Source organism: Deltaproteobacteria bacterium (assembly GCA_016178705.1).
In the GTDB taxonomy this organism is placed as follows: domain Bacteria; phylum Desulfobacterota; class Binatia; order HRBIN30; family JACQVA1; genus JACOST01.
The window spans coordinates 132,209-152,390 of the sequence record JACOST010000030.1 but is presented as its reverse complement, the minus strand read 5'-3'; the positions used below and the strand labels follow the sequence as shown (position 1 = coordinate 152,390).

General features: G+C 64.5%; 17 protein-coding genes. 6 read left to right on the top strand and 11 right to left on the bottom strand.

The genetic code is table 11. The annotated features are described in order from the left end of the window. On the bottom strand, window positions 1-1,182 hold the full coding sequence (locus HYR72_21660; GenBank protein MBI1817592.1) for a cytochrome P450: 1,182 nt from the start codon (window positions 1,180-1,182) through the stop codon (window positions 1-3). Window positions 1,183-1,340: 158 nt separating this feature from the next. Here HYR72_21660 and ribB point away from each other — a divergent pair, with 158 nt between their 5' ends. Next, entirely contained in the window at window positions 1,341-2,597 is a 1,257-nt protein-coding gene (ribB, locus tag HYR72_21655; GenBank protein MBI1817591.1) for a 3,4-dihydroxy-2-butanone-4-phosphate synthase, read from the top strand. 9 nt (window positions 2,598-2,606) lie between these two features. On the opposite strand, the gene HYR72_21650 is transcribed toward ribB, so the two are convergent. Then, a complete protein-coding gene (locus HYR72_21650) occupies window positions 2,607-3,188 on the bottom strand; it encodes an acyloxyacyl hydrolase (GenBank protein MBI1817590.1) in 582 nt (193 codons plus the stop codon). Between the two features lie 60 nt (window positions 3,189-3,248). On the opposite strand from HYR72_21650, the gene HYR72_21645 reads away from it, so the two are divergent. From HYR72_21645 to lnt, 4 genes are all read left to right on the top strand, one after another. After that, window positions 3,249-5,036: a thioredoxin family protein gene (locus HYR72_21645; protein ID MBI1817589.1), complete on the top strand. Its 1,788-nt coding sequence runs from the start codon at window positions 3,249-3,251 to the stop codon at window positions 5,034-5,036. A 122-nt stretch (window positions 5,037-5,158) separates the two neighbouring features. Continuing rightward, window positions 5,159-6,475 (top strand): DEAD/DEAH box helicase, encoded by a 1,317-nt coding sequence (locus HYR72_21640; protein MBI1817588.1) that lies wholly within the window; start codon window positions 5,159-5,161, stop codon window positions 6,473-6,475. A 77-nt stretch (window positions 6,476-6,552) separates the two neighbouring features. Next, a complete protein-coding gene (locus HYR72_21635) occupies window positions 6,553-6,753 on the top strand; it encodes a cold shock domain-containing protein (GenBank protein MBI1817587.1) in 201 nt (66 codons plus the stop codon). Window positions 6,754-6,834: 81 nt separating this feature from the next. Then, window positions 6,835-8,418, top strand: a complete 1,584-nt coding sequence (lnt, locus tag HYR72_21630) for an apolipoprotein N-acyltransferase (GenBank protein ID MBI1817586.1) — start codon at window positions 6,835-6,837, stop codon at window positions 8,416-8,418. Window positions 8,419-8,427: 9 nt separating this feature from the next. On the opposite strand, the gene HYR72_21625 is transcribed toward lnt, so the two are convergent. The 8 genes from HYR72_21625 to HYR72_21590 form a co-directional block, all read right to left on the bottom strand. Then, window positions 8,428-10,719: a hypothetical protein gene (locus tag HYR72_21625; GenBank protein MBI1817585.1), complete on the bottom strand. Its 2,292-nt coding sequence runs from the start codon at window positions 10,717-10,719 to the stop codon at window positions 8,428-8,430. Between the two features lie 2 nt (window positions 10,720-10,721). Beyond that, window positions 10,722-11,855, bottom strand: a complete 1,134-nt coding sequence (locus tag HYR72_21620; GenBank protein ID MBI1817584.1) for an alcohol dehydrogenase catalytic domain-containing protein — start codon at window positions 11,853-11,855, stop codon at window positions 10,722-10,724. Between the two features lie 353 nt (window positions 11,856-12,208). Then, window positions 12,209-13,432, bottom strand: coding sequence for an aspartate aminotransferase family protein (locus HYR72_21615; GenBank protein ID MBI1817583.1), 1,224 nt, complete (start codon window positions 13,430-13,432; stop codon window positions 12,209-12,211). Between the two features lie 20 nt (window positions 13,433-13,452). Then, window positions 13,453-14,691 (bottom strand): hypothetical protein, encoded by a 1,239-nt coding sequence (locus HYR72_21610; protein MBI1817582.1) that lies wholly within the window; start codon window positions 14,689-14,691, stop codon window positions 13,453-13,455. Between the two features lie 4 nt (window positions 14,692-14,695). Beyond that, window positions 14,696-15,766: a CoF synthetase gene (locus tag HYR72_21605; protein ID MBI1817581.1), complete on the bottom strand. Its 1,071-nt coding sequence runs from the start codon at window positions 15,764-15,766 to the stop codon at window positions 14,696-14,698. Between the two features lie 136 nt (window positions 15,767-15,902). Then, entirely contained in the window at window positions 15,903-16,826 is a 924-nt protein-coding gene (locus HYR72_21600; protein MBI1817580.1) for a hypothetical protein, read from the bottom strand. Window positions 16,827-17,401: 575 nt separating this feature from the next. Then, window positions 17,402-18,253 (bottom strand): SDR family NAD(P)-dependent oxidoreductase, encoded by an 852-nt coding sequence (locus HYR72_21595; GenBank protein MBI1817579.1) that lies wholly within the window; start codon window positions 18,251-18,253, stop codon window positions 17,402-17,404. Window positions 18,254-18,284: 31 nt separating this feature from the next. After that, window positions 18,285-18,716, bottom strand: a complete 432-nt coding sequence (locus tag HYR72_21590) for a hypothetical protein (protein ID MBI1817578.1) — start codon at window positions 18,714-18,716, stop codon at window positions 18,285-18,287. A 96-nt stretch (window positions 18,717-18,812) separates the two neighbouring features. Between HYR72_21590 and HYR72_21585 the strand changes: the two genes are divergently transcribed. Beyond that, the gene (locus HYR72_21585; GenBank protein MBI1817577.1) at window positions 18,813-19,316 is read left to right on the top strand and encodes a gamma-glutamylcyclotransferase; all 504 of its coding nucleotides are present in this window, start codon (window positions 18,813-18,815) and stop codon (window positions 19,314-19,316) included. A gap of 83 nt (window positions 19,317-19,399) precedes the next feature. Here HYR72_21585 and larB read toward each other — a convergent pair whose 3' ends face one another. Next, entirely contained in the window at window positions 19,400-20,167 is a 768-nt protein-coding gene (gene larB, locus HYR72_21580) for a nickel pincer cofactor biosynthesis protein LarB (GenBank protein MBI1817576.1), read from the bottom strand. Window positions 20,168-20,182: the final 15 nt, after the last annotated feature.

Genomic DNA, 20,182 nt, shown 5'->3' with positions numbered 1-20,182 from the left:
TCACGCGTCGAACAATACCGGTAGGCGATTGGGGGAGCGGAAGCTCACGCCCTGAATGTAGGACTCCTGCGCGGGATCGAGTCGCACGTTGGGCAGACGATCGAGCACCGCGCGCATGGCAGTGAGCACTTCCAAACGCGCCAGATGATAGCCGAGGCAGAAGTGCTTGCCGAGACCGAATGAGAGATGATCGTCAGCATGCCGGTGGATGTCGAAACGATCCGGGTCCGGATAGTGCTCCTCGTCGCGATTGGCCGGGCCGACCATCGCCGACACCATGGAGCGTTCCGGAATCTCCACGCCCCGCAGTGTCACCGCTCGCGTAGTCTCGCGCGCGGTGCCGAGCAGCGGCGGTTCCCAACGTAGGGTCTCCTCGAGCGCCCACGTGAGTTGCTCGGGGTCGCGGCGCACCTCGTCGAGTTGATCGGGATGCGAGAGGAGCGCCGACAGCATGTTGCCGAGGAGCCGGAAGGTGGTCTCCGCGCCGGCGGGCAAGAGCAGCAACAAGAAGCCGAAGATGTCATCGTCGGTGAGCCGATGATCATCAACACGCGCCGCCAGCAGCTCGCTGATTAGGTCGTCTTTGGGATCAAGCTTGCGCTGCTCGACGATCGGCCGCAGGTAGTCCTTCAGCGCGCGCGAAGCCGACAGCCCGGGTTCAGGCTGGTTGGCCTTGTAGCCGATCAAGTCGAGCGACCATTTCTGGAACTGGGCGTAGTCGCGGATCGGGATTCCCAACATGCGGGCGATGATGGTGAGCGGATAGTTGGTGGTGAGCTGGCTAACGAGTTCGGCCTTGCCGCCCCCGCGTACGATCCCGTCGAGTAGCTCTTGCACCACGGGTTCGACCAGTTCGGTGGCATAGCGCTCGATCGCCTTCGGACGAAACGCATGCTGCACCAGGCCGCGGTAGCGCGTGTGATCGTGACCATCCATTTCCAGAATCGTGCGGCCCATGACGGGGCCCATCACTTGCCGCATGATCCGCGACGAGAACGTCTCCGGGTCGCGCAATACGGCCGAGACATCGTCGTAACGCAGCACGATGTACACGGCGCGCATCGGCAACTCGACGCGCGCCACACCTTGGCTGCGCCGCATGGCGGCGAACATCGGATAGACGTCACGCACCTCCGAGACGATCGCGGCATCGACCAACAGTTCCGGGGCGACCTCGCTCATGGTTTTCCTCCGACCGGGAGGCGCAGGGATAACTTGAGCACGCGACCTAGTCAAGCGATCGACCTAATTCTTGAGTGCCGACCGATTCGCCGACACAGTCGACGCGGCGCACCCCACTTTGCGATACCCCCGGCCCCACGCTAAGGTTGTCCGCGCCTATGTTCACTTCGGTTCTCCAACCGCCCAAGCGTACGCCCCGCATCAGCCCTATCGACGACGCCATTGCTGACTTGCGCGCCGGCAAGATGGTGATCCTGATGGACGACGAGAATCGCGAGAACGAAGGCGATGTCTGTCTCGCCGCCGACAAGGTCACGCCGGATGCCATCAACTTCATGGCTAAGTATGCGCGGGGCCTGATCTGCCTCGCGCTCACTGAAGCGCGCATTCGCGAACTGGGCTTGAGCATGATGGTCGCCGAAAACCGCGCACCGCTCGGCACCGCCTTTACGGTTTCGATCGACGCGCGGCGCGGAATCACCAATGGCGTGTCGGCGGTCGATCGCGCGATCACGATTCAGACGGCGGTGCGCGACGGCGTGCGGCCGGAAGATCTCGTCGTGCCTGGTCACGTCTTCCCGCTGCGCGCGCGCAACGGCGGCGTGTTGGTGCGCACCGGACAAACTGAAGGCGTGGTCGACCTCGCCCGCCTCGCCGGGCTCAAACCGGCGGGCGTGATCTGCGAGATCATGAAAGAGGATGGCACGATGGCGCGGCTGCAGGACCTCGCGAGGTTCGGTGCGACGCACAACATCAAGTTGTGCACGATTGCCGATCTGATCGAGTACCGGTTGCGTTGCGACTCGTTGGTTCACCGCGTTGCCGAGGCGCGGTTGCGCAGCCGCTTCGGCGGCGAGTTTCGCACCTACGTCTACCGCACCGACGTCGACGACGGAGAGCATCTCGTCTTGGTGAAGGGTGACATTCGGCCCGACGAGCCGGTTTTGGTGCGCGCGCACTCCGAGTATCTGCCGGGCGACGTATTCAGCTTGGTGAACCGTAACACCGCCGCGCTGGTGCACCAGTCGATGGAGGTCATCGCCAAGGAAGGGCGCGGTGTGATCCTGTATCTGCGGCGCGAGGGACGCGGCGCGGAGTTGCTGGCGCCGAGTTCCGACGCCGGCCGGCGGCCCGCCCGTGAGGACGTCCGGCGGCCCAGCACCGATCCGGCCGGGCGCCAGATGGAGTTCCGCGAATACGGCATCGGCGCACAAATTCTGCGCGACATCGGCGTGGGCAAGATTCGGTTGCTCACCAACTATCCGCGCCGCATGGTCAGTCTGCCCGGGTACGGGCTGGAGATCATCGAGTGCGTGCCGTTGAGCTTGTCGGCGTCCGCTTCGAAGCCGGCGACGCGGGCGAAACCGGCGAGCCGCCGGTCGGCCCCCACGCGCAAAGTCGCCCCAATCCGCTAAGCGGCGGGGTTAACGTTTCGGAAAGAACGATAGCCCAAAGGTAACCGAGTTGGTGTTGAGCCCGCTGTTCTGTTGACTGATCCCAGCGTTCGAGATGTGCCGAATCCGGTACGAGACCGTCAACGCCGTCGTGCGGTCGAGAAACCAATGGACCCCGCCGCCCGCTTGCGAGCTGAACTGAAAATCCCCACCCAGGTTTTCGCCGCTGAGGTCCGTGTAGAGCACGCCTTCACCGCCTTCGAAGAAGGGGACCAAGCGCTGGCCGACGTCGTAGCGCAGGGAGAAAAAGATCGGATTGATGCCGGCCTCTACCGCGTCGGGGTGGTTTTTGATGTACGAAAAGATCGGTTCGATCACGAACTCAGCCTGGCAATGCCAGTCCGCCAGCGGCTGATCGATCACGGGAGGCAGGAAAAGACTGACCCGCGGCAACAACGAGTTGAAGGTGATGTTGTCGCGGTCGGACTGGCCGTACAATCCGCGGATGCCAAATGACTGAATGCCGCGCCACTCGCCCTCTTCCGCGAACGCCGGCGCGCTCTGCAGTAGCACCAACAGCGCGGACATCAACAGCATGAATTGGATCGACATCAAGCTTCGAACCTCCTGGGAACGATGACGGGCGCGCGAGTGTTATCGAGGCGTCGCGTGATGCGCAAGCCGTGCGTGATGCGCAAGCCGCCTATGCTGAAGCGATTCGTTCTCCTCGCGCTGGGTCCGTTCAGCGTCGGTCTCGTCGTCAACCTATTCGTTGCGCGCGGGGCGGCTGCGGCCGTGGGCAAAGTGACGCTGAGTCTTGAGGCCAGCGGGTCAATTGCGCCGCGCGGCGGCCTGCTGCCGGTCGATGTCATCGCCGACATCGAGCGCGGCTGGCACATCAACGCGCACCAACCGACCGAACCATTTCTCATCGTAACCGAAGCGTCGTTGGTGCTTCCACCCGGTATCACCGCCGAGCCGTTGCAATATCCCAAACCTGATCGCAAGGTGTTCACCTTCGCGCAAGGCAAGGAGCTGCTGGTCTACGAGGGCAAGCTCGGCCTCGGCACGGGATTGCACATCCCTGCCGAGTTTCCCGGCTCCCGGGTTCGGGTCCAAGCGACCCTGCGCTACCAAGCGTGCAACGACACGACGTGTCTGCCGCCCACGACCGCGACTGCGGAGTTGCTGCTGCCGGTTAGCGCCGAAGTTGTTGCAAACCCGAGCGCCAGCGCCGCGCGGCCGCTCGTCGCGACGGGAGGTTGGTCCGTCGAGCAGTGGCTCGCGCAACGTGGTCTCGCCTTCACTCTGCTCGCGGTGACGCTGCTGGGGATCGGACTCAACCTGACTCCGTGTGTGTATCCGTTGATCTCGGTGACGGTGGCGTACTTCGGCACTCACGCGCAGGGGCGTAGCGGGCGCAAACTGGCGTTGGCGTGCATCTACGTGCTCGGCATCGCAATGTCGTTCTCGGCGCTCGGTGTCGCCGCCGCGCTGTCCGGCGGGCTCTTCGGCGCGGCGCTGCAAAAGCCGGCGGTGATGGTGTTCATCGCGGGCGTGATGGTCGCGCTCGCGTTGAGTTCGTTTGGACTCTATCAATTGCAGCCGCCGGCCGCGTTGATGCAATGGGCCGGCGGCAGCACGCAAGGCGCGGCGGGCGCCGCGTTCATGGGCGTGACGATGGGCATCGTCGCGGCGCCCTGTGTTGGTCCGCTGGTGCTGGCGTTGTTGGTCGCAGTCGGCACACGGCAAGATCCGCTGCTTGGCTTCGCGCTGTTCTTCGCTCTCGCCTGCGGCATGGGGTTGCCGTACGTCGTGTTGGCGATGGCGGCCAGCTCACTCACGCAGTTGCCGCGCTCGGGCGAATGGTTGGTGTGGATCGAGCGTCTGTTCGGTTGCATCCTCTTGGCCATGGCGGCCTACTTCATCGCGCCGCTGCTGCCACGGCCGGTACGCGATCTGCTCTTGCCGGCAGTGATTGCGATCGCCGGAATCTACCTTGGCTTCCTCGATTCATCGGGGCGCAGCTTGCGGGTGTTCCGTCCACTCAAGCAAGCGGTAGGCGTCGGAGCGATCGCGTTGGCTCTGTGGCTCGGATGGCCGCAACCGGTCGAGAGTGCCATTCAATGGCGCGAGCTAACTCCGACCACCGTCGATGCCGCGCGCAGTGCCGGCCGGCCTGCGGTCGTCGACTTTGGCGCCGACTGGTGCATCCCGTGCGTCGAGATGTTGCGCACGACCTTCATCGATCCCAAAGTCGTGCGCGCCGCAACCCGCTTCGAGATGGTCAAGGCCGACATCACCGAGGAGAGCGAGCCCGCCACCAAGCTGCTCGAACAGTTTCAGGTGCGTGGCGTGCCCACCGTGTTGGTGTTCGACGCCCTCGGCAATGAAGTCGGCCGCATGGTCGGCTACACCAGCGCCGACGAACTCCTGGAAGCGATGGCGAAGGCCGGCTAATCCGTAGCCCTTCGGGTGCCCCCGGTTCGCTTGTGCCAGCGGGCCTATCCGGGTAGACTCCACCGCAACGTGAACCAGAACGCTCCGGCCTGAAGGCCCTCCGCGCGTCAGCAAAGGAACCTGTGGATTTTCATTCGCTGCACCTGCCTGCGCCGGTCCTGCAAGGGATCGACGCTATTGGCTTTACCACTTGCACTCCGATTCAGGAGAAAACCCTGCCCCTCGCGCTCGCCGGAAAGGATGTTGCCGGCCAGGCGCAGACCGGCACGGGTAAGACCGCCGCGTTCCTGATCACCATCTTTGCGCGACTGCTCAAGCGTCGTCGCCATCGGGGTGAAGGATCGCACGACGAGGGGGGGCACGAGGAGCAGAACCCCGGCAACGCGCCGCGCGCACTGATCATCGCGCCGACCCGCGAACTGGTTGTGCAAATCCTCCACGACGCGGAAGGGCTCGGTGCCTTCACCGGGTTGAGCATGCACGCGGTCTACGGCGGCGTCGACTACCAGAAGCAGCGCGAGATCCTGCGCGATGGCTGCGACATCTTGGTCGGCACCCCCGGCCGCTTGATCGACTACTTCAAGCAGCACGTCTACACGCTTCGCAACGTCGAGGTGCTGGTGATCGACGAAGCCGATCGTATGTTCGATATGGGCTTCATCGCCGATCTGCGTTACATGCTGCGCCGCCTGCCGCCATACAACAAGCGGCAATCCATGCTCTTCTCAGCGACGCTGAGCTTCGACGTCATGGAGCTCGCCTACGAGCACATGAACGATCCGGTGAAGGTTTCGATCTCGCCCGAGCAGCTCACTGCGGAAAACGTCGAGCACATGCTCTATCACGTCGGCAAACGCGAGAAGCTGCCGTTGCTGCTCGGCCTCCTCCAACGTGAGCAACCAACGCGGACGATGATCTTCATCAACACCAAGCGCGAGGGTGAGTGGCTGGCGCGCCGGCTCGCCGACAACGGGCACAACGCGCGCATTCTCAGCGGCGATGTCGATCAGCGTGTCCGGCTGAAGTTGGTGCACGACTTCAAGAGCGGCGCCCTGCCGATCCTGGTCGCCACCGATGTCGCCTCGCGCGGGCTGCATATCGAGGCGGTCAGCCACGTCATCAATTACGACCTGCCGCAGGACCCCGAAGATTACGTTCACCGCGTCGGCCGCACCGCGCGCGCGGGTGCGTCGGGCAAGGCAATCAGTTTGGCGTGCGAGGAATACGTGATGGCGCTCGAGCCGATCGAGCATTTCACCGGATTCAAGATTCCGTTCGCGCATGTCGAGGACGACATGTTGGTCAAGCCGGTGCCGCCATCGCACGATCCGCGGCGGCACGTGCCGCGACCGACGGCGCACGCGCCGGCGGGGCCGGATCGTCGTCGCGCCCGCAACGGCCGTGGCGGCCGATCGGCAGGCGCTCCGGCGGGGCGCTGAGGCAATCCAATCAGTCTGATCGGTCCGATCTGTCCGAGGCACGCGGCTGATCACCGCGACACAAGTGAGGAGGCATCATGTTCGGGACCATCAAGAAAATCATCAAGGACAAGGGCTTCGGATTCATCACTCCCGACGACGGCGATGAGGTGTTCTTCCATCGCTCGCGGCTGGCGCCGAAGGTGAACTTCGACGATCTGCGTGAAGGTGATTCGGTCGAATTCCAGGTCAAGCAGGGCGAGAAGGGCCCGCAAGCCTTCAACCTCAAGAATCGTTGATCGGCGCGTGAGTCATTGGCTCATTGACTCGTCGATCGACGAGTCCATCGCTTGTTGCGCTCGTTGCGCTCAATGGGCTCGATGAGCCGCTCACGCACTCGGCCGCCGCGCACTGACGCGCTCGCGGTACCGACCGCTATTGGTGCGGCGATTCCCTTGCGCTGGGCGGTCGCCTGGCCGCACGCGGTCGCCGCGGCGACAACCGGCGCCCTCATTGGCGCGACGTTTCTCAATTTCCATCTGCATCTGTTCGCGTGGATCGCGTTCGCACCGCTGCTGTGGGCGCTCAGCCGTGCACGCGACCGACGCGAGACAATCATCATCGCCGCGATCGCCGGCATGGTCACCAACGTCATCGGCTTCTATTGGCTGATCTATACGATCAGAGTGTTCGGTGGCTTCCCGTACGCGATCGCCGTGCTCGTCTTCGCCGTTCTCGCGGCGGCCTCGTCGCTGCAGTTCGTGCTCTTCGGCCTCGCCTTCACGCGCACCGGTTGGGGTCCGCTCGCGCTGGCGCCGGCGATGCTGTGGACCAGCATCGAATTTCTCTACCCCAATTTGTTCCCGTGGCGGATGGCGCACACGCAAAACCTCGTCGTCCCGTTGATTCAGATCGGCGATCTCACCGGCCCGTTCGGACTGAGCCTGGTGGTGGTGTGGGCCAGCGCCGCCGTCGCGCAACTGGTGACGACAAGCCGGCGACGAATCGCTTCGCTGGCCACCGTCGGTGTCGTGATCGCAAGCGTGTATGTTTACGGGCTGGCTCGCATCGCCAGCGTGGAAACGACGATGCGGGCGGTGCCGCCGGTGTCGATCGCGTTGGTGCAGGGCAACGTCGGCATCAAGGAGAAGAAGAGTCAGGCCTACTTCGAGATCAACGTCGAGCGCTACCGTCAGCTCACCGCGTCGCTGCAGGATCGCGTCGCGCTCGCGATCTGGCCGGAAACCGTGGTGCAAGAATGGCTGCCGACAGAAACAACGTCATTGGCAGACAGCGACCTTCCGTTTCCCGGGTTGACGACGCAGCTCATCTACGGAGGGTTGGCGTATCACCGAACCGGCCCGCGCGAAGCCGACGAGTACAACAGCGCCTTCCTCATCGATCGCTCCGGCGCCCTGCTCAATCGCTACGACAAGCAGATCCTGATGCCGTTCGGCGAATACATCCCGTTCGCGTCGCTGTTCCCGGCGATCAAGCGGTTGAGTCCGCAGACCGGCGGTTTCACGCCCGGGCGCGAGACCCACACGTTCACCGTGCCGAACGTCGGTCAAATCGGTCCGCTGATTTGCTTTGAAGACCTGGTCACGGCGATTCCCCGGGCCATGACTCAAGCCGGCGCCGAGGTCCTCGTCGCGATGGCGAACGACGCGTGGTACGGCGAGTCGGCTGCGCCCTACGATCATCAAGCCATCGCGCTGTGGCGCGCGATCGAAAACCGGCGCTACCTGCTGCGCGTGAATAACAGCGGCGTCACCAGCGTCATCGATCCGCTCGGCCGCGTCGTCGGCGAATTGCCGATCTTCACTGCCGACGCGCTCGTCGCCTCGGTCCACCCGTTGAAGATCATGTCGGTCTTCACCCGCATCGGGCACGTCTTCGGCTGGGGACTAGTAGGAGCGACCGTGCTGCTCGTGATGCGCGCAAGGCGCCCGGTAGCGGGTTGACACTACCAGTCATGGTGTCGGTGCAAAGATCCTCCCAATCGCCGCACCGGTATCTACACCGTTCACGACATCGTCGCCGTTGACATCGCCGCGTCCGCACGGGCCGACGTCGTTGGGAGGGATGAGGGGCTGCAGCGCGACCACATCGGCGACCGATACGTAGCCGTCGCAATTCACGTCGCCGCGCGGTCCAGTCGGCGTTTGTGTCGTGCTCGCGGCAATCGTCGCTGACGAGGTGGCGGTCGGGGTCGTCGTGGGCGTGTTCATCCCGACGATGGTGATTGTGGCGGTGATCGTAAGCGTCGATGTTGATGTTGCGCTCGTCGTCCGCGTTATGCTCGGGCTGCGAGTGGGTGAAACGGTCGCAGTCGCTGAAGCGGTGGGCGTCGGCGTTGCGCTCGGACTGCGAGTGGGCGAAACGGTCGCAGTCGCCGAAGCGGTGGCCGTCGGTGTTGCGCTTGCCGTCTGCGTCGCGCTCGGGCTGCGAGTCGGTGAAACGGTGGCCGTGGCCGATGTCGTGGGTGTTGGCGGCGCGCTCGTCGTCTGCGTCACGCTCGGGCTGCGAGTAGGCGAGACCGTCGCCGTGGCCGAAGCCGTCGCAGTGGAGGAAGCCGTCGCAGTGGAGGAAGCCGTCGCAGTGGGGGAAGCCGTCGCAGTGGGGGAAGCGATGATCGTTGGCGTTGCCGTCGGAGACACTCCATTCGTGGGCACGCCGGTAGGCGCCTGCTTGCGGCCGATCCACGTGCTCCACTGGTCCGAAGTCTTCGCTGCGTATTCGTGGAACATCCAGATGTCGTCGGTGACGGGATCGGCGGCGATGCCGCCGAAGTCGCCCCAGCGGTTGCTGCCTTCAGCGGTGACAACGTAGTTCGACAGGCCCGCTTGCAGAAACCCCACGGGTTGCATCGTGCCCGGCGGATCCGAGGCCGCACGCCCGGTGTAGAACGCCGAGCCGAAGATCGATCCATCGACGCCGCTCATCACCAGGCAGACGTTGCCGTGCGCATCGGGCTGAATCGCCGGGTAGAAGTAGCACCGCGTCGGGTCGCCGACGGTGCCGAGTTGCCGCACCGCTGGCGTCGCCGGATCGAGCTCGTACCAGCGCGCTTCGGCGCGCGCCCCGTCCACGCTCGACTGCGTGTGTGTCGCCCACAGACTGCCGTTGCGCTCGACCGCGTGCAGCACACGTGTGTCGCCGTCATCGAGTGGCACGCCGCCCCCCTTTTGGGGGCATTGCGGAACGTTGGCGTCGTTCCATCCCGTCACCGTGAGATTAACGCTCACAAGCGTCGGCATGGTGGCGGGATTGTTCACCGTCCACAGGGTGAGATAACCGTTGCCGTCCGAGTCGAGCGCGTTGGTGGCCAACATGTGTTCGCTGGTTGCGTCGAAATTGATCTCCGGTGCGATGGTGAAGTCGGCCAAGCCGGTGACGGGGTTGCCCAAGGGTGCCGCGGGTGGCGCGCCAAACTCGAGCGGAGCGATCGGATTGCCCGCATAGAGGCTCGCCTTGGCGATGACCCACACCTTCGCGTATTCGAAGTCACCGGCGTTCGAAAACATGTTGGTCGTGACGTAGACGTTGAACTGATCGACGCCGAGGCCGGGGAAGTCGGCCCAGTTGTCGTTCGTCTGCACACCGCCGTCCTTGTCGGCATCGATGGTATAACCCCACCAGTCTTGTGACGCGCTCGGTCCGACGCTCAAGTTCCCCGGCGTACTCGACTTGGAGACCGCAATACGGAGCCACGAGTCGGGGCTCGACTGACCGTCGAGCGTGATCACGATGAAGCGGCCGCCGTGCGGGTCGTAGATGATCTTCGGATCGTAAGTGAAGCCGTCGCTCGAGCGCGCGCCGTTGTGAAAGTCATCGAGCGCGCGTTGTTGCGTCTTGGTGCCGTTCTTTGCAAACAAGGCGATGCCGCCGTTCACCACCGCGACCAGGTGTGTCGGTCCCGCGGCGATGATCGGATCAGGGGGAAAGAAGCCAGTATAGGGAATACCGGCAAAGTTCGCCGCCAGCGGCGGCGCCTTGGGTTGTGGTGATGCGGCGATTGCAGCGCGTGCTGGCGGTGCGACGACGAATGGCGCCGATCGGTGCATCGCTGGCACGCGCGGCATGCGCGGTATGATGATCGGATCGCCAGTGCGCAGGCGCGCGCTGTCGGGTACACCGCCAGCATCCACGACGGCGACGCCCTGTACGCCGGAGTGCTCGATTTCAGGAGCGCTCGCCGCTGCAACCCCGAACGCAAACAGCACACTCAGGATCGCCCCGCGCGCGCAGTGCGCAACGGTCACCGCTACCGCCCGTACTCGAACAGCACCTTCACCGCGCGCGCTTTGCCCTGATCCCAACACGACATGAAGGCGGTCTTGTAGTCATTGAGTTGGTAGCGGTGAGTGATGATCGGCGTGACGTCGAGGCGCCGCGTGCGGATGAATTCGAAGTACCACTCCATCGCGTGGAGGCGGCGACCGCCGTACTCCTCGATCGCAAACGCGTTGGAACCGACGATGGCGAGTTCCTTGAAGTAGAGCGGAGTCCACTCGAACTGCTTGGGCATCTCGACGCCGGTGACGACGATCTTGCCGCGCGGCCGCGTCACCCGCACGCCGACTTCGAGCGCTTCGGCCGACGCCACCGAATCGTAGATGACATCAACGCCGCCGTTGAGCATCGCTTGCCCATGCCATGGTGGTTGCACTTCTGCGCCAGTGAACTCGCTCACGCCCGCGATGATCTCAGTGGTCGGCCGCCACATGAACACGCGCTCCGCGCCAAACTGTCGCGCCAGTTCCGCCTGATGGTCGAAGCGCGCGACGGCGCAGATGCGGACGGTGGGGTGGAGGGCGCGCAGGATCGCGATGGCGAGCAACCCGAGCGTCCCGCAGCCGTAGACCAGCGCGCTTCCACCGTCTACGGGCGGCTGATGCAGGATGGCGTGCAGCGAGACCGAAAACGGATCGGCCAGCACCGCGGCGTGATCGGGAATGTCGTCGGGAATCGGAATGCACTGCGACACGTGCGCCGGCACCAACGGCGCGAAACCACCGGTGGCGTGCCGGCTGTTGCCGGTGTGAATGCCAACGTCGATCGTGCCGCGGGCGAAGTTCTCGCACTGTGCGTACTCGCCGCGCGCGCACCAGGCGCACGGCGGCGTGATCCCCCGCGGCGCGCACGACAGCCACGGGTTCAGCACGACCCGCTCGCCGACCTTGCGGGTCGTCACCGCCGGCCCGACCGCCTCGATCACACCGACCACTTCGTGCCCGAGCACTTGCGGGAAGGAAACCAGCGCGGTCATCGGATTGTCGAGCCGGCCCTTCAGAAAGACCTGTTTGTAATCGCTGCCGCACAAACCGCACAGATTGGTCCGAATCGTCACCCAATCGGGCGCCGGAAATTGCGGATCGGGAATCTCCTTCAACGTCATCGGCGCTAGCGGCCCGACATAGGCGCGCGCCGAAAGTGTCGCGAGCATCCGGGTGACCGCAAGCCGAGGCAGACTGTTCTCAAACACGAGCGCGCGCATGGCGGGCGTATAGCAGGAGCGCTTGCAATGCGGAATGGAGAACTCTCGATTGCGGATTGAGGATTGCGGAGTGCGGAATGCGGAGTGCGGAGTCGCGGATCGTGGATTTGCCATCGCACCCGTTTGCCAATGGTGAGAGAAACACCCGCTTCCCCGAGTAGCAGTCTTGAGTAGAAGCCGAAGGCTTCGTATCGAAAGACTGCTACTCGAGGGGTTCCCTCTTGCGCGCAGCCGGTCGCGCGAAGGAATCACGGCTACAGGCTCTGCTTAGCCGAGGCTTCCATCGCCCCGATCAACCGCTCTAGTGCCTGTTCAGATTCGTCGTCGGTCAAGATCAACGGCGGCGCGAGGCGAATGACCGTATCGCGGTGCAACGTCCAATTCACGATCAGGCCGCGCGCGAAACACACGCGCGCGATGCGTTGCGTCGTCTCGGCGTCACGGAATTCCAAGCCGATCAGCAGGCCCTTGCCGCGCACGGCGCACAGTCTGTCACCGATGAGCGACGACAATCGCGTGCGCCATTGCTCGCCGAGCACAGCCGCGCGCTCAGAAAGATTGTCGCGCGTGAGCACGTTCAGTGCGGCAAGGCCGGCGGCGCAGGACACCGGATGGCCGCCGAAGGTTGTCACGTGCGCCAGCGGCGGATCGCGCGAGAGCGTGGCCATGATCTCGCGTCGGCCGATGAATGCGCCGAGCGGCATGCCGCCGCCGAGTGCCTTCGCCAGCACGAGCAGATCGGGAATGACGCCCCAGTGCTCGCAGGCGAACAGTTGTCCTGTGCGGCCGAAGCCGGTGATGACTTCGTCGACGATCAGCAGCGCGCCGACCTCGCTGCAACGCCGGCGCAGCGCGGGGAGGAAGGTATCGTGCGGAATCCGCACGCCGCCTTCGCCCTGGATCGGCTCGACGATGACGGCAGCAATCGACTCGTCGGTGGCGCTCAACGCCGCTTCGTCATCGAAGGCGAGAAAGCGCACGCCGCTGAGCAGCGGCTCGAACGGCTGGCGGTAGAGCGGATTGCCGCCGACCGAGAGCGCTCCGAAGGTATCGCCGTGAAAGCTGCCGTGAAAGGCGACGAAGCCGGTGCGGCCGGTGAACTTGCGCGCGGTCTTGAGCGCGCCTTCGACCGCTTCGGCGCCGCTGTTGGTGAAGTAGGTCACGTCGAGATCACCGGGTGTGAGCGTGGCGAGCCGGCGCGCCAACTCGACTTGCGGCGCCTCGATCGCCTCGCCGTACACCATCACGTGTAGATAGCGCGCGGCTTGCTCTTGCACGGCGCGCACGACGTCGGGATGGCAGTGGCCGACGTTGGCCACGCCGATGCCGGAAAGCAGATCGAGATACGCGCGCCCATGCGTGTCCCACACCGTCGCCCCACGCGCGCGCTCGACAACGATGCCGAGCGGGTCGGGCGAAGTTTGGCACACGTAGCGGAGAAAGGCCGCGCGCAGTTGGTCGTCGTACTCGTCGCTCATCTCATGTCACGCGTCACGTATCACGGCCTCACGATCCATTCCGACACTCGTGGCCGCCCGCCTTGCCGCCAGCTCAAGTCCGGTCGCTGCATTTGGCCGAGAGAACACACGCGATGCACGCCAGTCTGGGTGAGCCACGTCTCCAGATCGCCCTGGCGGTTCGGCGGTGCCGCGATGCCTGCCGCTTCGAGGTACGGGCGTACGGGTGCGAGGATCGTCGCCAGCTCCGCGAGCGCATCCAGCGGCTTCACCCAGACGGTCCGATTGAGCGGCGTCGGAACGAACACGGGTGCGGTGTCGTACACGACGGTCCAACTGACACCGCTTGGCGATGCGAACAACGTGACCTCCTCGCCGCGCACACTGCGCCACTCGGCTTCCTGACGGAAGCGCTGCAAGGCGGCCTGCTCGGCGCGACTCAGTTGGCGCAACGGCAACTCGTCGGCGAGTCGATCGAGCGCGCGGCCAAGGGTGTCGGCAAATTGTTCGACGGAGATCGCACCGCCGCGTTCCACGTAGGCGAGCTGTGGCGACAGACAACCGAGTTGATCCCACAGCGCGACATCGTCGGCGAGTCGGGCCGCGACAACCTCCGCATCGCGCAACGCTTCTCGCGTGATTGCCGCGAAGCTGATGCGGTGACCGTGGCCGATGAACCGCCCCGGCACTCGGCGCGCAATATCGGCGATGGTCACGTCGTTGCCCGAGGCGACCACCACATTGGCCGCACGAAACGCCGCGGCTTCGGGATCGAGCCGGCCACCCGGCCAGTAGAGCGCCGCAGCACACTGCGCCAACTCGGTGTCGACGGCCGCGAGCGACTCGATGAACAGCGACGGGAACACGCGGTCGCCGCTTCCGGCCTTCACCATCACGGCCGATTTGACGGCGAGCGAGAGCGCGATCGGGATCGCCGCCAACCCCGGCAGGTTGCCGGCGAGCACATGCAGCAGCAGCGGCGGGCCGCAGGCGCGATCACGCGAGCCCAACTCGGCGTCGAGGAGCCGACCGATTGCGCTACTGCGTAACGGTTCGAGCATCAGCGGCAAGCCATGTCGTACCATGGCTGCCGAGAACCCGGTTGCGGCGGGCAACTCAGCTTCGGCGCGCTGTCGCCAGGGCGATTCGGGTTGCAGCCATCGGTCGACGAGTTCGCTGAGTGCGGCCAGCACCTGCGCCGTCGGTCGCGGGCGCAGGATGCGTTCACGCGCCGTGATCAAGTCTGCGGCGATTCGCTCGACGTCAGCGGCGGTGAGCATAGTGTTACGCCGGGACCTGCCACTCGGCCGCGCTGAGCGAACAGCCGCGGGCCTCGGCGCCGCCGATGCGGCCGTCAACCGCGAAGCCGTCGCTAACAGTGTGACCGAGATCTTCCGTCAACACGGCGAACGCGGTGCCGGCGTTGGCGAGGTCGTATAGACATAGCAGTCCTTGCTCGCCGGGCGGCACCTCCGCAAGTGTCGCGGGATCGAGCACGCGCACGCGTGTCCACGGCGGCCCAACCAGCTGGCGCCGCGCGAACCGGCCACCGACACGATTGCGGATGACGTTGTCGTAGAACTGTGAGGACAGCTCCGCCATGCCGTACTCGTTGACGCAGAAGTAGCCGGGAATCGCGAACGTGTTCCACGCCGCTTGCAGCAAGCCTTTGCGCGAGAGTGGCCGCGGCGTGCCCTTGGTGCCGCCGGTGTCCATCAGACGGCAACCGTGGGGCAAGCGAAACGTGACCGCGTGGGTGGTGCAATAGTCGAGCAGGTGAATCAGCGCGGCGGTCGTCGTCACGATGCACAGTGGCGTGCCACTGCGTTCGCTCACGCGCAACGCGGCAATGCACGCCGCGAAGTCGATGCCGGCGGGCGAGGCGACGTAGGCGCTGCCGGGTGCGCCGCACTCCTCCATTGCCCATCCGATCATTTGGGATAGCGAGGAATCAGGTGCTGTCGCGCACGACGGAATCAGCGAGACGATGGGTGTGCGATTGACATCGGGGAAGAGGAAGCGGCGCAACCCGGCGATGGCCGACGCGCGATACAGCCGGAGGTCGGGCAGCCCGTGGCGGCCGCGTTTCTCGCCGCCGCGACTCGTGCCCGTCGTCAAGAAGACTCGCTCGGGCTCGGCACAGTGCAGATCGGTCTCCTTGAATGCCACGACCGGCACCGGTGGCACCTCGCGCCAACTACGCAAAGACGACGGCGAGACACCGCGCCGTTCGCAGTAGCGCCGATAGGGCGCGATGGTTTCGAACTGGTGCGCGAAGACCGCCGGCGCCAATGCGTCGAAGTCGCCGCCGTCGGTCGCGATGAATCGGAGAACCGCGTCGTGAACCGCATGCACGAGCCGACGATAGCACCGGGGGCGAGAGCGGCAAACGCCATGCTCGCCCCGGCTCGATCGGCACCAGGTCTCCTCCCCGTAGGGGCGACGCATGCGTCGCCCGCGAACGGGTGGACGGATCAACCCACAGCGTCGTTCAGTGCGAGACTGCGACGTGCAGTCGTTCGACCAGCTCCACGAGCTGACGGGCTTCACGATGCGAGATGTCCCCGTGGACCGCGTCGTTTCTCAGTCGAAATGGCTCCGAGACATCACCGCGCGTGATTCCGAGCGCACGCAGGTTTCGAGGCGATTCGATCTTTCGGACGAGATCGTATCCAAATTTCGAATCCGGGATGGTTAGGCGTATTGCGATCTTCCGACACAGATCTTCGAAGGCGCGCGCTGCGATTACCCCAGCGATGACATGTTCGTGGTCGAGTAAGACCTTTGCGAACAGCAACCGGTCGGATACGCCCGATTCGAGCCGAAGATTGGCCACAAGGTTGCGCAGGCGGGTCTCTTGGAAGAATGCATCGCCGTTCATTTGCTTCGTGAGTTCCGCGTAGAGCGGAGAGATGTACAGTTGCGCGGCTGTCCACAACGCCATGTCGATATCCGCGACCCGCTCCATGCGATAGTGATCAGCCAGCGTTTGAAGAATCTCCGTGTACGTCAAGTAGGTTTCGATGCTCTCCTTGGGGGTTAAGTTGAGAAGGTGCATGACAGGGGGTGAAATGATTCCAAAATACCGCGGGCAGACAAAGCGAAGAATCACCGAGGCAACTTCGATGTCTCGGACCTTCTCGTAGAGTACCTGCACCGCCTCTCTTCGACTTCGACGCTGCCCCAAGTTTTCCGGAAGCTTGAAGCTGCCCTGCAGCCCGCTACTGAGGGGCGGCCACCACTTGGCATACGCCCAATCGTTGCTTTCCTCGACCACGCGTAAGTCAGCGCTCGTTACCTCAAGCGTGTTCCGGGCGCGCACCAGTTGGCGTTCGATACCACCGAGGTCCTGTCGTTTCCCAGTGACTTGCTCGGTCGCGTTGGGAAAAAGTGTGAGGAACTCCTGGATCCACATGCCCGTGTCCTTTGCGGATCGTTGTAACTCACGAGTCGTATGGCTCGCCGACTCGACCGATGTAGCGTGGCCGGAATGCGGCCTCGAAGCGACGTTCCAATGCTCGAAGCGACAACTCAGTCGTGCCAGTGAGTTCGAGCGCTGCAAAGGAGCACCTCGTGTTGAGGAACACCCTGCGGTCGGCTCGAACGCGAAAGTCGTAGCGCGCTGCCCATGCCGGTGTCGCATCGGCGATCATGTGCCTCGCCAGGACGCTGTTGCTGGGATTGCTCGCGAAGTGCAGCTTGAGTCGACCGCGTAAGCCATCTCGGCGACGCGGTCCCGCGATTCCAACTTTCAGGCACACTTCCTCGGAGCCATGAAACCAGATGACATATAACCCCGGTGTGATCGGGACGGCCGAAAGATCGGCGGCCCGAAGACGGGCCTCCTTCATCATCACATTCCGGATGGACTCGAACCCCGCTTCTTGCGTCTCTGCAGTCCGCGTTGGTGTCATCGAGAATCGCTTCTGTGCCTTCCTCGCTTCTCCGGAACTACCGACTTCCCCCACGGCAAATGGTAGTCAGCGCGACCTATCGCGGCGTGAACTGGGTCGACAGGAACGCGTCGAAGGCGCGGTCGGGTAGCCAGCGGCGCAGAGCCAGGATGAAGTGCGCGGCGAACGTCACCGGATAGCGCGTCTTCGGCCGGCTGGCGGTTATAGCCTTAGCGATCACCTTCGCGACGGCTTCGGGACCCGCCGCCATCATCGCCATCGGCCCTTCGTAGGCTTCGTTGATGCGTTGCGCGACGAGTTTGTTGAACGCCGCGTACGGCGACTGGCTCTCCGTGGCGGCGCCGATGCTGTGGATCGCGGTGTCGCCGAAACGCGTCTTGATCGGACCCGGCTCGATCACGACGACATCGATACCGAACGGCTTCACTTCGAAGCGCAGCGCGTCGCTGAGCGCTTCTACCGCGTGCTTGGTCGCGTGATAGAAGCCGCCGCCGGGAAACGTCAGCTTGCCGCCGATCGAGCTGAGGTTGACGATCTTGCCCCACCCTTGGCGGCGCATGCCGGGCAGCACCAGTTGCGTGAGACGCGTAAGCCCGAACACGTTGGTTTCGAACTGCCGCCGCACTTCGCCCATCGTGACTTCCTCAACCGGACCTTCTTGCCCGTAGCCGGCGTTGTTGATCAGCACACCGACGGCGCCTTCGGCTTTCTCGATCGTGTCGACGGCGCTGCGCATCGACGTCTCGTCGCAGACATCGAGCGCGAGCAGCTTGCACCCTTTCGCGGCGAGGTCGGCGATCGCGTCGAGCTTGCGCGCGCTGGCGAAAACGGTCCAGCCGTTGCCAGCGAGATGCTCCGCGGTCGCGCGGCCAATCCCGGTTGAACAGCCGGTGATCAGGACGGCTTTGGAAACGGGTCCCTGCGTCATCATGTTCCTCCTGGATTGAGCTTGTGGGTGATCACGCCGCCAGCAAGCGGGCCAATTCGCTGCGCGCGCGGAAGGCGAACACGACATAGCCCGCGACGATGGCGAAATCAGCGAGGATGCCGCCGAACACGAACCAGCCGATGCCGGTGACGACCATGGGCACGATCAGAAACGCGCGCCCAACCGCGTTGCCGGCGACCAGCGCCAGCGCCATCCGCGGCGCGCTCGCCAGCGAGCGGGCGGCCAGCATCAACCAGATACCGATGACGACCAACTCCGACGCCATGAAGCACACGAGGAAATAGAGAAACCCCGTGTCGGTCGTGGTGAGGCGCGCCAGCGTGTCTGCGGAGAGCACGATGCGTTGCACCGTCGACCAGCCGGTGAAGATCGCGACGCCGAGCAGGGCATCGTACACGCCAGCGAAAAACACGAACCGTCGAAACGCTTTCAGTGGATCCATCGATTGCCTCCCGGTCACTTCAAGCGACGTTGGACGACCCCTCTATTATGTCGGCTGCGCTGATGTCACAAGCAGTTCATGCAGCGGCAACCCACCATGGCGACAGCGACCCACTGGTACTTTGCATACGGCAGCAACTTGCACCGCTCGATTTTCGTCGAGCAGCGGAAGATGCAGCCGTTGGCGGTGCGCTGGGGTTGGCTGGACGGCTATCGCTTGTGTTTCAACATCCCCGTCGGTCCGGGCGAGCGGGGCGTGGCGAATATCGAAGTCGAGATGGGCGCGCGCACCTGTGGCGCGCTGTATCTGCTCGCGGCGGCCGAGTGTGATCGGCTCGATCGCACCGAGGGCGTCCACCGCGGTCTGTACCAGCGCATCACGGTTCCGGTACTCGCAGAGAGCGGCGACGTGATCGAAGCGTTCGCCTATCAGTCATCGCTGACGCAACCGGGCCGCAAGCCGTCGCCGCGCTATATGGGGCTGATTCTAGAGGGTGCGAAGGAGCACGGGCTGCCGGCGGGGTACGTGGAGTTGCTGACTCGCTTCGAACTCGCCGTGGACGAACGCGAATCGGCAAACAAACCGAAGACCGACGCGTGACATCGTGGCGGACCTCTCGGTCCGCTGGACAGGCACGGAGGCCTGTCCCTACCAAAAGAAGGAACCTTGGACTTAAGAGCCGCTCACTCGCCGCTGTCGACCGTAGCGCGGTTGATCAAACTCGCGGCGACCGCGGCACCGAAGCCGTTGTCGATGTTCACCACCGTGATGCCAGCGGAGCAGGAGTTGAGCATGGCGAGCAGCGCGGCCAGGCCGCCGAAGCTGGCGCCGTAGCCGACGCTGGTCGGCACCGCGATCACCGGCACAGCGACGAGGCCGCCGACGACGCTGGGCAGCGCCCCCTCCATACCAGCGACGACGATGACGACACCGGCTTGTTGCAGCAACTCGTGATGCGCCAGCAAGCGATGAATGCCGGCGACGCCGACGTCGTGCAGTCGCTCGACGCGGTTGCCGAGCAGCTCCGCCGTCTGCGCCGCTTCTTCCGCCACCGGCAAGTCCGACGTGCCGGCACATACAATGAGGATGGTGCCGCGTCCGCGCACTTCGATCGGACGGTGGACCAGTGACGCGATGCGCGCATGCGGGTTGTAGCGCGCGGCCGGCAACGCCGCGCACACGTCGGCTGCCATCGTCGGTTCGAGCCGCGTGATCAGCACGTTTTGTGCGCCGTCGCTGAGCCGCTGGGCAATCTCGATGATCTGTGCCGCGGTTTTGCCGGCGCCGAAGATCACTTCGGGAAGTCCCTTGCGCAGCGCGCGATGATGATCGACCTTGGCGAAGCCGAGGTCCTCGAACGGCATCGCCTTGAGCCGCTCCATGGCCTGCTCCGGCGTGACCCCGCCGCTGCGCACCAGTTCGAGCAATTCACGAAGACGATCAGGGTGCATCGCAATATTTCTCTT

Bases quoted from the DNA above. Each gene is read 5' to 3' on its own strand.
- HYR72_21660 (MBI1817592.1), bottom strand. From the start codon at position 1,182: ATGAGCGAGGTCGCCCCGGAACTGTTGGTCGATGCCGCGATCGTCTCG.
- ribB (MBI1817591.1), top strand. From the start codon at position 1,341: ATGTTCACTTCGGTTCTCCAACCGCCCAAGCGTACGCCCCGCATCAGC.
- HYR72_21650 (MBI1817590.1), bottom strand. From the start codon at position 3,188: ATGTCGATCCAATTCATGCTGTTGATGTCCGCGCTGTTGGTGCTACTG.
- HYR72_21645 (MBI1817589.1), top strand. From the start codon at position 3,249: ATGCGCAAGCCGTGCGTGATGCGCAAGCCGCCTATGCTGAAGCGATTC.
- HYR72_21635 (MBI1817587.1), top strand. From the start codon at position 6,553: ATGTTCGGGACCATCAAGAAAATCATCAAGGACAAGGGCTTCGGATTC.
- lnt (MBI1817586.1), top strand. From the start codon at position 6,835: ATGAGCCGCTCACGCACTCGGCCGCCGCGCACTGACGCGCTCGCGGTA.
- HYR72_21620 (MBI1817584.1), bottom strand. From the start codon at position 11,855: ATGACGTTGAAGGAGATTCCCGATCCGCAATTTCCGGCGCCCGATTGG.
- HYR72_21615 (MBI1817583.1), bottom strand. From the start codon at position 13,432: ATGAGCGACGAGTACGACGACCAACTGCGCGCGGCCTTTCTCCGCTAC.
- HYR72_21610 (MBI1817582.1), bottom strand. From the start codon at position 14,691: ATGCTCACCGCCGCTGACGTCGAGCGAATCGCCGCAGACTTGATCACG.
- HYR72_21600 (MBI1817580.1), bottom strand. From the start codon at position 16,826: ATGTGGATCCAGGAGTTCCTCACACTTTTTCCCAACGCGACCGAGCAA.
- HYR72_21595 (MBI1817579.1), bottom strand. From the start codon at position 18,253: ATGACGCAGGGACCCGTTTCCAAAGCCGTCCTGATCACCGGCTGTTCA.
- HYR72_21590 (MBI1817578.1), bottom strand. From the start codon at position 18,716: ATGGATCCACTGAAAGCGTTTCGACGGTTCGTGTTTTTCGCTGGCGTG.
- HYR72_21585 (MBI1817577.1), top strand. From the start codon at position 18,813: ATGGCGACAGCGACCCACTGGTACTTTGCATACGGCAGCAACTTGCAC.
- larB (MBI1817576.1), bottom strand. From the start codon at position 20,167: ATGCACCCTGATCGTCTTCGTGAATTGCTCGAACTGGTGCGCAGCGGC.